The sequence below is a fragment of the Enterococcus sp. AZ035 genome, from assembly GCF_050548325.1.
Lineage (GTDB): Bacteria > Bacillota > Bacilli > Lactobacillales > Enterococcaceae > Enterococcus > Enterococcus faecalis.
Window position 1 is genome coordinate 1485564 of sequence record NZ_CP172958.1, and the last position, 13905, is coordinate 1499468.

11 protein-coding genes are annotated in these 13905 nt (G+C 38.0%); all 11 read right to left on the minus strand.

The features are described 5' to 3' along the window. Positions 1 to 10: 10 nt before the first annotated feature. On the minus strand, positions 11 to 655 hold the full coding sequence (locus IGL32_RS07195; RefSeq protein WP_002378408.1) for a DUF998 domain-containing protein: 645 nt from the start codon (positions 653 to 655) through the stop codon (positions 11 to 13). A gap of 120 nt (positions 656 to 775) precedes the next feature. Beyond that, positions 776 to 1930 carry an AI-2E family transporter gene (locus tag IGL32_RS07200; protein WP_002386882.1) on the minus strand — a complete coding sequence of 385 codons (1155 nt, stop codon included), beginning with the start codon at positions 1928 to 1930 and terminating at the stop codon, positions 776 to 778. A 240-nt stretch (positions 1931 to 2170) separates the two neighbouring features. Then, positions 2171 to 6145 carry an endo-alpha-N-acetylgalactosaminidase family protein gene (locus IGL32_RS07205; protein ID WP_086325791.1) on the minus strand — a complete coding sequence of 1325 codons (3975 nt, stop codon included), beginning with the start codon at positions 6143 to 6145 and terminating at the stop codon, positions 2171 to 2173. A 149-nt stretch (positions 6146 to 6294) separates the two neighbouring features. Beyond that, entirely contained in the window at positions 6295 to 6702 is a 408-nt protein-coding gene (locus IGL32_RS07210) for a PTS sugar transporter subunit IIA (RefSeq protein WP_002361967.1), read from the minus strand. Positions 6703 to 6721: 19 nt separating this feature from the next. Next, positions 6722 to 7531, minus strand: coding sequence for a PTS system mannose/fructose/sorbose family transporter subunit IID (locus tag IGL32_RS07215; RefSeq protein ID WP_002357254.1), 810 nt, complete (start codon positions 7529 to 7531; stop codon positions 6722 to 6724). Further along, positions 7518 to 8417, minus strand: coding sequence for a PTS mannose/fructose/sorbose/N-acetylgalactosamine transporter subunit IIC (locus tag IGL32_RS07220; protein ID WP_002357253.1), 900 nt, complete (start codon positions 8415 to 8417; stop codon positions 7518 to 7520). The genes IGL32_RS07215 and IGL32_RS07220 overlap by 14 nt, the downstream gene beginning before the upstream one ends. A 13-nt stretch (positions 8418 to 8430) precedes the next feature. Further along, positions 8431 to 8910 (minus strand): PTS system mannose/fructose/N-acetylgalactosamine-transporter subunit IIB, encoded by a 480-nt coding sequence (locus IGL32_RS07225; RefSeq protein WP_002361968.1) that lies wholly within the window; start codon positions 8908 to 8910, stop codon positions 8431 to 8433. Beyond that, on the minus strand, positions 8907 to 10721 hold the full coding sequence (locus tag IGL32_RS07230) for a glycoside hydrolase family 35 protein (protein ID WP_156210021.1): 1815 nt from the start codon (positions 10719 to 10721) through the stop codon (positions 8907 to 8909). Before IGL32_RS07230 ends, IGL32_RS07225 begins: the two co-directional genes overlap by 4 nt. 32 nt (positions 10722 to 10753) lie before the next feature. Then, entirely contained in the window at positions 10754 to 11695 is a 942-nt protein-coding gene (locus IGL32_RS07235) for a hexose kinase (protein ID WP_085443817.1), read from the minus strand. Between the two features lie 15 nt (positions 11696 to 11710). Beyond that, positions 11711 to 12706 (minus strand): tagatose-bisphosphate aldolase, encoded by a 996-nt coding sequence (gene lacD / locus IGL32_RS07240; RefSeq protein ID WP_002357245.1) that lies wholly within the window; start codon positions 12704 to 12706, stop codon positions 11711 to 11713. A gap of 22 nt (positions 12707 to 12728) precedes the next feature. Then, positions 12729 to 13901, minus strand: coding sequence for an SIS domain-containing protein (gene agaS, locus IGL32_RS07245; protein WP_002357242.1), 1173 nt, complete (start codon positions 13899 to 13901; stop codon positions 12729 to 12731). Positions 13902 to 13905 lie beyond the last annotated feature (4 nt).

A 13905-nucleotide genomic window follows, 5' to 3' on the forward strand; every position in this document is an offset into this window, starting at 1 on the left:
TGACAAATGTTCAATCAAATTTGTCATTGGTTTTAGTTTGTAAACACAGTGCCAGCATTGGTAGATAATTACAAAATGAACTCACTCTTTGCCATAAGCCTAAATAATTAAATGGTTTTACCTGTTGCAACTGTGGAATCCTTGCTAAGCCATATAAGCCGGCTGCAAGCATACATAAAATAAACAAAAAGCCAAAAAGGTTTTTATTTTTTTGCGAACCGTATTTACTGTAGATAATGGTTAAGACGCCTGATAACAACAAAAAGCCTGTATAACCGACTGCTGATCCTCCGTTATGAAGCGCGGCAGCAACTGTGCCAGCGGTTGAAGTGTCTACGCTGAAGAGCCCACTGAAAATACAATCAAATAAACCATAAGCGCCAATCATTGCCACTACTAACCAAGCACCTTTTTTCGTTTTTCTGGAAAAAATAGCATATATCCTAGGTAAACTTGCTAACATCAACATTCCCGCAATGATAGTTAACCGATTAAAGTTTTCCCTAACTGGACTATTCACATCACCTAATAAGCTAATTACTTCTGTCAATTGATTGTAACCTTGATCTTTGAATCCGACATAATAAGGTGTAAAAAAATCAAGTAAGACCCCTAAAACTAAAAAATAGCCGCCATATTTTTTTAAAAACTGCATCTATTCACCTCAATTTTGATTTTCTATTTACTTCAAGTATAGCATATCAAAAATTCCAAATAATGAAACTTTCTTTCTCACTAAAAAACTTTTCGTCAACGCGAGACGAAAAGTTTTACTTTAGGATTCAATAGAATCTACAATCTTATCATTTTCTTTTGATTCATTTAGCCACTCCGAGACAATAATTTTAATGATTGCAGCAACAGGAACTGCTAAAAACATCCCTAAGACGCCGAAGTACGCTCCCCCAATCGTAATTGAAACAATAATTAAAATCGGATTGACATTTAGGGCATCTCCCATAATTCGAGGACCAATAATATTGCCGTCAATTTGTTGTAAAATTAATAAAACTAGTAACACCGTAATTGCTTGAGTAACACCACCTGTGAAAAGCGTAATCACACCAGCAACAATTGACGCAAAAATCGAACCAAAATAAGGAATCATATTACAAATACCTAATAAAATCCCCAAAGTCACAGCAAATTTCACATTCAAAATACTTAACAAAATCGTTGATGAAACGCCAATTATACAAGCATCAAGAAATTGGCAGCTGATAAATTTATAGAAAATTTTATTCGTTGTATTTAACCAAGTTTGTGTTTGCTTGTACACTTTTTCAGACAGCAATTTGTGGGCAGCCTTTTCAACAAATGTCAAAATAGATTGCTTAAATACCAGCGCATATATTGAGATAATCAACGTCAAAAATGCATTTAAAAAGAATGATGAAACATTTTTAGTCAACGTTCCTAATGAAAACAACGCTTGTGTCCATTGATTTAAAAAACGTTCTGGCGACAAATCTTTAAGGACACTATTTAAATATTTTTCAATCGCGGCTGTTTTTAAAATCCCTTTATCTTCTAAACTCATTACAAACTGAACCATGTGATCATAAAAAGTGGGTAAAGAGTTTGCTAAATCTACTAAATTACTAATGAGTAGCGGAACGATATAGTTTAATGTCAAAACAAAAATAAACAAAATAATCAGGTACAAAAGGAGTACGCTCAAGCCGTGTTTCGCTTTTTTAACGACTGGTAAAGGAACTCTTTCTAGTAATCCCTCGATTTTTTTCTGACTTCCACTCAATAAATAAGCAATCACAAACCCAGTAATGAATGGGGATAAGATGCCTAATAAACCCGAAACACTATGGACAAAGTGCTGATAATTCGTGATTAATAAATAGCCAACAATCAGCGCCATTACAAATAAAAAGCGGACAACCCAGTAATTCCAATCAACATTGTATTTCTTCAATCACTTCACCTCTAAATAAATTATGCCTATCATTGTAATTGTAAACGATTTGTGGCAAAAGGCAAGTTTGTCCATTCGTTCTTGATGAAATACACAAAGAAGCCTGACACTTTAAAAAATGTGTCGGTTTATTCTGCAGTATAAAAATGAGGCACTAGACCTTGCTTCTTTTCATAAAAGAAGCAACTTGGGCTACAAGTACGTTTAACTTGTAGACCAAGTTGCTTAGATAGACTAAATTTATTTTTTTGATTCCACTGTGACCGTAAAGTTATCCATAATGAAATCTTTATCGGCACCTGTTGTAAAAATACCAAACGTAGTGTTTCCTGAAGCATCCCCAATTATTTCTGCTTCATAATGCTTGGTTTGACCATCTGCTGCTGTCGAAGTTAACTCACCGACTGGCTTAAAGTCATTGTTATTTTTCAACTCCCCATTAATGGTCCCAGCAGTAAAGACATTTTCACCATCAGTTTGATAATCAAATTGGACCGTATATTTCTTGTTCGGTTCAAATTTAATATTTTGCGGAATTGTTTGAAGCATCAATCCTGCTCCTTGTTTATGGGCTTTCAAGGACCAGTTGCCTTCTAATACATCTGAAACAAGGTTTCCATTCCAACCATATTGTGTGTAAGGTTCATTTCTTTCTGATAAATGAATCCGTGGATCTTCTACACCACCAGCTGAGCCTTTAACAAACGGATATAACCCAACTGCTTGTGTGTCTTCAAAATCTTGCTTAATAACTGTTTGTTTGTCTGGGTTCATGATATCCGTTTGACGCTCAACAATTCGTAAATCATCAAATTTTGTAACGGAATTGCCTTTATCAACCGCTAATGTCACCGAGCCTTTTTTGGCATTATCTGGGATTTCAAAATCAATTCGCATATTTTGCATATACTGCGGATTTTTCCTGCTTGTATGGTTAATATCTGCCTGAATGTAGTTTTGGGCAACCGAATTATTCACTGTCCGCGTATATTTTTTACCACCAATTTTAACAGTTACTGTGGCTTTGCGATCATGTGTTTCTGTGTTTAAATACAAACTATATTTTCCTGGTTTAGGAAGATTGATGTCTTGTTTGATTTCGGTTCTTTCTTTTTCTGAACTAAAGACATAATCACCGTTAGCATCTTTTTTAACCTCTCCATCACCTCGGAAAACTTTCCAGTTATTTTTCAAGGTATTGGCTTCATTAAATCCAGGATCTTTAAATGGTGTTCCTGTTCCGAATGTCATCGGTTCAATACTGTCAGGTTCAGCAATGACATACGGTGTATTAGCCTCGGCTTGGATGGTCACTTGGTTATTTGTAGTGGCAATTACGCCTTTGTCATTACGCCCTTGATCTGTTAATTCATATAAATGTAAATTCGTTTTTCCTTGCATTTTCTTATCCAATGACCAAGTGCTGGTACCGCCTTTTGGATTCCAGTGATATAGTTTGTCTTGACCATTGACATTCCAAGGCAGTAGATACGCATCACCTTTTAGAACTTCTGTCTCATTTAACGTAATGCTTCTTGGCGAATTAGCATCTGCTTGAGTAACGGTCACTTTTTCAGCACCGTTCGCTAATTTAATCGTGCCATAGATTTGACCATCTGCTGCTGTTGTAGTTTCCCAGTTTGTAATTTGGTAATGTTGTAAGAACTTAGTTGGGACATTAATGGCAAAAGTTTTTTGGCGATAGGTATTAAAATTGGTTTTACCCACCCAACCTTCATAGGCTTCAAATTCAGCTCCACCTAACAAAGGGTTGTCGGAAATAATCCAAGTATCTTTTTGATGATTCCGAATAAAACGAACGATTGTACTGTTAAAGCCTTTCGTTGTTGTACCGCCGTAATCTTTTTCTGCAGACCAATGGTTCCAAACCGAGTCATACTCTAAAGCATTCGGAAATTCATTGGTTGTAAACCAACCGAGTGAATTAATTTCTTTACTTAGTTGACGACTTGCCCAACCTGATTCGCCTTGATTGCCCCAAACATCAACATAAATATAATCTAGATTCGGTGCTTTTTGTTTTAATTCTTTAAAGCGCTCATAGCGACGACCACTCAATGCATCGGGTCTTTGTTTAATAAAATAAGACGGATCTAACCAATCCCAGCCACGCTTCGTTGGATCAACTAATTCCTCATTAAATCCTTTTGCTTCTGGGTAAGACTCGGTGTCATTAATATGCACACCGAAAACGGCATTTAATTTATGTCCTTCATCAATTAATTGATTCAACGCTTGTTCCCCACCAGGTCGCTGACCAATAGCACCGTAATCTGGATGCGCAGAATCATGTCCTTCATTTTGATACCCTTTTAGTAAATTCATTTGTCCTAATCCATCTGTTAAATTGTAAATGCGTTTTGATTCGTCTAGCGTCACTAAGAATGGGTTTGTCGCCTGACTAGCAAAGTTAAAAGGAATCCGTTGGTTGACTAATTCAGGGACTTTTTCCGCGCCCATTGGGTTATTCATAATTGAACGGAACCCAATTGCCGCATCTTGCCAATCCACCCGATTGTCGTCGTTGCTATCTTTTGAGAATTTAACTTTCACTTCTGGTGTTTCTCCAGTTGTGTAATCTTCCGGTGCATCAAATGGTCGATAGGTCCATGCCCCACTTGACAAGGTTGTTACAAAACCAGTCGCCGCTTCTTTTGTTTGTTTATGGATTCGATTGTTGTCACTACCATCGACAGAGCCGTCTCCATAGGCGTTCGTCCAAAAACTTGCAGCATAATTCGCCGTATTTAAGAAACCATACATATATTTTTTCGTTTCTTCTTGGCTTGTTGTAGTTAAATCTTGGATAGTATCACCATTTTTATTTCCGTTATTTGCATTTGTCCCAGTATTCATCACAACGCCAGCAAAAGTCGCCCCTTCATCTGTACTATTGACAGAAATCAAGCCTTGATTTGGAATTGAAATTGTGTGTATTTTAGTTCCTTCTTCACGAATATCTGAGAGTTTCATAGCTAATTCTTGGCCTTCGGAAACAGTCAATGTCGTTGTGAAACGCAGGCCAATTTCTGGGACAGCTACATTATAAACGGCTTGATTTGCTTCACTCTTTTGTTTTTCAGCAGTTGCTTTATATGCTTTGCCATCAATCATTACTTGATCAATTTTCTCGTGTTGGCCATTAAAAATCACTTGATTATTCTGAGGGTCTTCGTAGCGAATAATTCGTGGAAATTGTGGATCAACCACGGCTGTTAAATCTGCAGAAGAGATTTTGTCGCCTTTTTCAGCTTCATTGTCTTTAGCAACAACAACGCTGGCTTTTGCTTTGATATTTGTATTTTCCAAAGTACCGTCGACTTCAAAAGTTCCTGGTTCTTTGTATGCATCAGGATCGATTCCATCCCAACGGACTGCTTCATTGGCTTCTTTACCAGTATTATAGGTCACTTTTACTTGTTTCGGTAATTTTGGTGCAACACCAATTTTTGTAAAAACTTTGACTGGCGCAATTTGTGTCACTTCTGGCACAATTTCTGGAATGCTATCTACGGGGCCATTTTTAAAATAGTCATAATTGACAATTTTTTTGTCGTACCACAAACGGACACCCACATGTCCGGCTTCTGTTGGAATTTTGTCTCCATTGGCCAAAACAGGTTCTCCTTCGTAAATCAACGTGGTGTTAAGCCAGATAGTAATTTTTTCACCAACATAACGTACTTTCAACAAATAATTCGTATCTTCATTTAACGTTGGCCCAGAAATTGAATCATTCCACGAATTAGGGCTTTCAACTAACCATTTGCCATTCGCGTTATAGCCTACAAAAACCCAGCTATCTTTGGTATTACCACGTATAATCACACCCGTTCGACCGCTTCCAGCAGTGTATTTAAACTTTGTTTCTACTTCACCATCAGCTAATTTAGGGGAATCTAAATTTAAAGATACGGCATTATTACCTGCTGCTGCATCTCGTGAAATCGCCAATGACTCTCCTGCTAATTCTCGATTTGTTTTACCAATCACATCTTGCCACTCACCAGTTTTCCCTCCTGGAAAATCAGATTGCCACAATTTTTCTTCTGTTGCGGTAGGTTCCACCATTGATGAGCTTGTTTCAGTGCTGCTGTTTGTTGTTTCTTCTGCAGACGTACTTAATGGTACTAAAATCGTTGCGCTTGCCAATAGTGTCAATGTACTAAATCGTTTTATTTTTCCATGTTTCATCTGATAAATCAGCCCCCTAACATTTTTGAACACGCTTTCATTATTAACAATTAAAGGGGCGTTCCAAAAATAAATTCTTTTATTTTTGGAACGTCCATCTCTAAATCATTCTCTTAAAAACTGTAATAGCTTACGACGACAAGTCAGAATTATTCATCCTCATCATCTACTGCAACATTTAGCAGCAATTCGTTGACTTTCACAATACTTTCTGCTGATTCCTTAACATAGTCACCTTCGATCGCTAATAAACTTGCATTTACATAGCTGATAACCATCGGTAAATTCATCCCAGTATATAAGTCAAACGAAGCACCTTGCATAATTTTTTTGGATAAAATATTACAAGGTGTCCCCCCTAGTAGATCAGCAAAGACAACAAAATCTTCTAGCGATTCCGTAATCGCTTCAAATTTTTCTAAAAAGTCAGCTTCACCTTCTTCTGGTAATAAAGCAACAGTGGAAATTGTTTCTTGCGGTCCCATAATCATCTCCGCACTTTTTTTCAATTCCTCGCAAAAACGGCCATGACTTACTAAAACTAAATGTTCACTCATCGATTTTCTCCTGTCTTACTTATTTTGAAATAACACCTAACGCAGACAATGCGACACAGACAATTAATACGATAAAAATGGCTTTAGTAGACGTCATATTCTTTTTACCTAGCATCCAATAAACGCCACCGACAATTCCTGCAGGAAGTAGACGTGGTAAAATCATATCCAAGTTATTTTGCATGTTAAGTGTTACATCCCCAATACTTGGTGCCCATGATAGTTTGACATTAACCATCGTTGCCACTAAAGCGCCAACCATGAAGACCCCTAGTAAAGTTGCAGCGTCTGTTAAGGCAGTTAAGCGGTGTTGCATAGTTGTTACCAAAGAAATTCCTTCGCGATACGCAAATTCCAATTGTTTCCAACGGAAGACCATCACGGCAATTTGAGCAACAATCCAGATAAAGATACCAGTTGGGTTACCATTAATCGCCATGTTGGCAGCTAGCGCCCCAAAAATAGTTGGAATTAAAGCTGCGAAAATTGAATCCCCAATTGCTGCAAACGGTCCCATTAAACCAGTTTTCAAACCTGAAACTGTTTGTTTTCCAGCAATGCCTTCTTTTTCTTCAATGGCCAAATCGATCCCTGTAATAATTGTATTAAAGAAGTTTGAAGTATTGAAAAATTGCGTGTGTGTTTTCATTACTTCTTTTAATTCAGGCGTATCATCCCCATAAATTTTACGCAATTGCGGCAAAATCGTATACAAGTAACCTGATCCTTGCATTCTTTCGTAGTTCCAACCTAATTGGAAAGTAAACAAGCTTCTGCGATTAATTTGTTTAAAATCTTCTTTCGTCAATTTATAATTAGATTTCGTCATCTTCAATCTCTCCTTCGTCTGAATCATTCGCTGCATGTTCTTTTTTGGCTGCTGGCCCACTCGGAATCATTTGACCATTTTTGTAGCTAATTGCGGCTAAAGCGAAACCAATTAAAGCGACTGCTAACATTGGTAGTGCGTTAAATACACCACTGAAGTCTTTCACAACGCTCGCAACAGATGTTCCTAAAAGTTGCATGTTTGTAAAGATTGTTCCTAGTAAAGCAGTTACAGTAAAACCAAGAATTAAATAAGGGAAATGTTTTTTCACTGGTAAGTAACGTAGTAAAATTGCAAAACCGACCGCTGGTAAGACCGCCCCAGCAACAGACAAGCCATCACCTAACCATTTCAAATCGCCATTTAGGACAGATACAACTTTTTGTACTAAACCACCACCAAAAGCAAGTGCTAAGAAGACTGGAATCATTCGAGAAAGAGACCAAGGTAAGGCACCCATTAAGAAGTTACGTTCAATTCCTTTGTAGTTCATATCTTCGACCATTTTATCAATCCGATGTGCAAAGTAGGTATTCGCAAAACGAGCCAAAATGTCTAATTGAATCATTAAACTAGCAACTGGTACTGCAATAGCAGCGATTGCTTGTTCAGGGTTCATTCCTAAAGACACAGAAAATGCTGTGGCAAGAATCGTGCCTGAGTTAGCATCAATTTTGGAGGCACCCCCGAAAGTCCCAACTCCTAATACAGTTAATTGCATGCTTCCACCAATAATAAGTCCTGCTTTAATATCCCCCATCACTAATCCTGCAAAAAGACCTGCAAACACTGGCGCACTTAATGAAGAATAAATTTGTAATTCATCTAAAATTTGGTATCCTGCGTATAATGTTAATAATAAGATCTGCCACCATAAGATATTCATTTTTTGTTCCCTCCTATTTTGTTATCAAACTCATAAAGTCTTCCGCTTTGTCACTTGGCACCATTTGAGCAATCAGATGGACACCTTTAGCATTTAACTCTTTAAAAACCTCAATATCTTGATCGACCACATTGATTGACTTAGTAATCGACCGTGTTTCGTTTGTTTGAGACATGTTCCCAACATTGATTTCTTTAATCGGCACCCCAAGTTCTACTAGTTTTAATAAACGATCTGGTTTCCGTACCACAATTAATAAACGTTGTGAGTCGTATTTTCCTGCTAAAATATTTTGAGCAGCTTTTTCAACTGGTAACACGCTTAGTTTCACGCCAGCTGGTGTTGCTAATTTCAAGCCACTTTTTTCAATGGCATTCCCTGCAACTTCATCATCAACGACCATAATTCTGGAAATATTCAATTTTGTCGCCCATAAATTTGCCACTTGTCCATGAATCAAACGTCCATCAATTCTTACGCCAATAATACTCATTGTAATCCCTCTTTCATTTCTTTATATAGTGGTTCTTTTACTAACTGAATTTCTGGTTGGTACGTTCCTTCCGTTTCAAAAATGACGATCTCATTTTGCCCTTCTTTTAATAATCCTTTGGGAATATATAAGGAAAGCGTCGGACCAACATTCCAGAAACGACCAAGATTGGTTTGGTTAACAAAAACAATTCCTTTGCCAAATTTAGAAACATCAATAAATGTATCTTTCACTTCTGCTAACTCCACATGATACTGGTAAAAGCTTGGTTGATCAGGCTGCCATTCTCTTGAATAGTCTACCTGTTCACAGCTTGTCATAGGTAAACAATATTGTTGCCATTGCGTCATAAAATGTAAATCTGCCATGACACCCGTTCGAATCCCTTTTTTCTGAGTATCTGCAAATAGTTTATGCCCGTAATTGACACGACCCATATTTTCCATTAAAATATCGATTTGATTATTCTCTTGCGGCAGTGTAACGTAAATATCTTCGCCAATTTCCGTTTGATATTGCGTTGCTTGATGTACCTGATTGACAAATAATTGCAGACGATCACGACCGTCAATCACTCTTAGCTTTTCTTCTGCAGCATCTTTTTCAATGCTTGTTCGGTAAAGAAGATAGCCGGTATTTTGTCCTAATTGTTCCATGGTTTGCGGATAAACGCTGACCACTGGCTGACTAATCGTTTCTAAAGTCGCAAACAAACTCACTTTGTTGGTTAAAGGAATTGCTGTTTGCGCAAAAGATTCTTTTACTAATGGTTCAGCTTGTGGTAACGCAGGGTACTCTTCGTGAAGCATTTTTTGTAACGCAAAATACTTTTCGGTTGGATTCCCTTGTTCATCAAGTGGCGCATCATAATCATAGGAAGTGATTTGTGGTAAATCAATGGTTCCTCGTGCGGAGCAGCCATTCATAAACCCAAAATTGGTGCCGCCATGAAACATATATAAGTTTATACTGCCTAATGCTAATGCTTCTCTAACTGATTCAGCCAATTCTTGCGGATCTCGTTTAATAATTGGCTCTTTCCAACGATTAAACCAGCCATCCCAAAATTCCATACACATTAGCGGCCATTTTTTACCATGTTCTTCAAAAAAGGCTTGCATCATACCGAAATTTTCTTTGGCTTTTGAGCCAAAATTTCCGGTTACTAAAATATCATCTTCAATCATGCTGCCTGCCCGCAATGTTGCGCGCCATGGCCCGTCAGAAGTAAAAAATGGTGCTGTCACGCCGCGTGCAATCATCAAATCGCGAATCGCCCGTAAATACGCTTTTTCTTCGCCAAATGAACCATATTCGTTTTCGATTTGAATCATTAAAATATTGCCACCGTTAGCAAGTTGATGCGGAACAATTTTTTCCATTAAAACATCATAATATTCCGCAACATGCTTCAGATAGGTTGGATTATTCGAACGCATCCGTCCTGGTTCATTTAATAGCCAGGCTGGAAAACCGCCAAACTCCCATTCTGCACAAATATAAGGAGACGGCCGCACAATCGCATATAGTCCAAGTTCTTGTGCTAATTTTAAAAAGCGCTCCAAATCTAATATTCCCTCAAAATGAAATGTTCCTTTTTGCGGTTCATGTAAATTCCATGGCACATAGGTCTCAACTGTATTGAAGCCTAAAGCTTTCAAGTTATAAAGTGAATGATACCAATCTGAGGGATCTACACGAAAATAATGAATGGCGCCCGATAAAATTTTAAATGGTTGACCATTTAAAAGAAACTCCTCTTTAATTTCAAATCTGTCCACATTGCCACCCTTTCTAGTAAACGCTTTCAATTGCTGGATAATTGCTAAATAAAGAAAGCTCTTTATTTAGCAATTTCAACTACTTGGATGTTCATAAGATGTTTCTTCACGTTCTCTACGTCTACATGCCCAGTCGTTCTTTCTTGGGCATTAGCCATTCCAGCCGCCATGCCCCATTTTAGCAGTTCGGCAGCTGGTGCATCCTTGACTAGTCCATAGGCAAGACCAGCAATGGTTGCATCTCCTGAACCAACAGGATTTTTAGCGTGAATCGTTGGAATTTTTACACGATAGAATTGATCGTGATGTTTGGCAATTGCACCATCTTTTCCTAAAGATACGACAATCCATTCAATTCCAGCAAACATTGGTTTTGTTAAAGCTGTTTGCACAGCTGCTAATGGATTTTCTGAAAAATCTTGTCCTAGTAATCCTTCTAGTTCCTCTAAGTTAGGTTTAATTAAATACGGTTTCCATGGTCCTTGAAGAACTTGCCTTAAACTATCTCCAGAAGTATCTAGTAGTACTTTAACCTCTTGTGCGTGAGCTTTTTGAACTAATTCTTGATAAAAATTTGATGGTAATCCTTTCGCTAAACTGCCAGAAATTGTGACAATTTCTGCTTGCTTAATTAATTGATCGAAATTTTCAAGGAAGTTACTGATTTCTTCTGGGGAAACAGTCGGTCCAGCTTCTAAAATTTCAGTTTGATTCCCTTCGTGCAAAATCGCAATCGAATCACGCGTTTCTTCTTTGATTGACGTAAATGCTTGGGGGATGTTTGCTTTCTTTAACTCGTTTGCAATAAACGCCCCATGAAAACCACCAAGAACGCCGGTAGCGATAACATCTCCACCTAAATCATGAATAACGCGAGTGACATTTAGTCCTTTGCCACCAGGGGTTTTGGTCACCTGACTGGTCCGATTAACGGTATCAAGCTTTAGATGATCTAATAGGTAGGAGATGTCAATTGACGGATTCATTGTTACTGTTACTATCACAGCTATGCCTCCCAATTACCCTTCGTTTACTTGAACTTTCGCATGCCAAGAGCTGGCGGTTGCTGCGATGACTTCATTTAAACTTTCAATGTTTTCTCGGCCTTCTGTTTTTAACCAATCACAAGCCGCAGTTTCTCCTGCTTCAACGAAAGGTTTCACGCCATTTTTCCACGTAGCACGGCCACATAAAACACCATTAAATGTTGAACCAGCTTCTTTAGCGAAACGTAGTGTTTCTTGGAATAGCTCTGTTGAGACACCGGCACTTAAAAAGATAAATGGTAAATCAGTGGCTTGACTTTGTTCTAAGAAATAATTCGCCGCTTCCTCTTTTGTATACGCTGTTTCAGCCGGCGCAAAACCTTCTACAAAATTCATATTAACTGGAACTTCCACTTTCAATACATCTACTTTATATTGGGGTTTAGAAAATTCTTTCATCATTTCATTCACTTTATGCGGTTTAACTTTTGCATATTCTAAAGAAGTCGCATCTGCTATTTGTGCATCATAAGAAACTAATTCTAAGTAAAATGGTAGGTCTTCTTCTGCACATTCACTTCCTAAGCGTTCAATGAATACATGTTTTTGATGATTGATTTCTGGATCCTCATCCACATCATAGTATAGTAAAAATTTAATCGCATCTGCGCCTTCTTCTTTCAAGCGTAAAACAGACCAATCTGCTAGTAAATCAGGCAATCGTCCCGGAGTTGTTGCATCATAGCCCGTTTTTTCATAAGCGAGTAACAATCCAGCCTCGGTATCGCGTGCTTTTGCAGCAGGCAATCCATATTCTGGATCCAATAAAATGGCAGACGCATAAGGTGTCAATTCTTTCGAGACTAATTCTTTAAACGTTTCAATTTGTGCATCAGTTGGCTCTACATCTAGCGCTTTGATCATTTTTTTCAAGGCACCTCGTTGATCAATGGCTAATGCGCTAATGATTCCTTCTTGGGTTGACAAACGATCCATTGCCGCTTTTTTTCCAGCTGTTAACGTAAGCATAGTTCCTCCTCCAAATGTTGTATTATTTATAGTCATAAATCGTTACGCCTTTAACCACACGATTCACTGTACCTGTCGGTGAAGGGGTATCCGGTTTATTTCCAACTTTAATAGATGTTAAAAGTGCGACTGTTTGGGCTACCATGATATCTGCTAATGCTAAATAGCCATCAGGTAATAGAGCAGTTTCTGCGGAATATTCAATAGTTGAACCTGAGAAATTACGTTTGCCAGGTTGAGCAATCGCAAAAACACCCGCCGCAATTTCGTCACCGTGAACTTCTTCTAAGATATCCAAGTCATAATCTCTTGTGTATGGTGTATTATTAACAAAACCAAACATTATTGTTTTTTCATTAATAAATGATTTTGGTCCATGACGGAAGCCCATAGAAGAGTCAAAAATTGTGGCAACTTTGCCGGCTGTTAGTTCTAAAATTTTCAATTGCGCTTCTCTTGTCAAACCAGCTAAACTTCCAGAACCAACATAAACAATGCGTTCAAAATCAAGGTTAACAATTTCATTTAATTCTTCTTCACGGGATAGCACTTCTTCACCTAATTTAATTAGAGCGGTTACATAATCTTGTTTTTGCTCAAAGGCTGTTTGATCAAAGAGTAGTAATGTACCCAAAGTCATGCAAGAAAAGCTACCAGTCATCGCAAAACCACCATCATTGGAACGTGTTGGCATTAAGAATAAAAAGCTGTTTTCTTCTTTTTGACTTATTTGTGCTAGTTGTCCTTCTTCGGCACAAGTAATCGCTAAATGATGAATTGTTTCGACCACTTGATTAGCTACTTCAACTGCCGCTAAACTTTCAGGACTATTTCCACTTCTTGCAAACGAAACTAACAATGTTGGTTCGTCTTTAATCAAATAATCTTCTGGTTTGGCCACAATATCCGTTGTCCCAATACTTTCGAATGAAAAGGCTTGTGTGTCGCCGTGTGCTCGGAGATAAGGTACAACCGTATCACCGACATATTGCGAAGTCCCTGCTCCTGTAAAAATTACTCTTGTGCGTTTTCCTTGCGCTTTGGCCTGGACTTCTTTTAAAAAGTTTTCCAAAGCTGTTTGATTTTCATGATAAAGTGTCACGGTTTCTTGCCAAAGCTCAGGTTGCTGACGAATTTCACGTGTAGTGATTTCCGCTCCTAGTTGTTCTAGTTCTTCTTTTTCTGCTGTAAACATACTT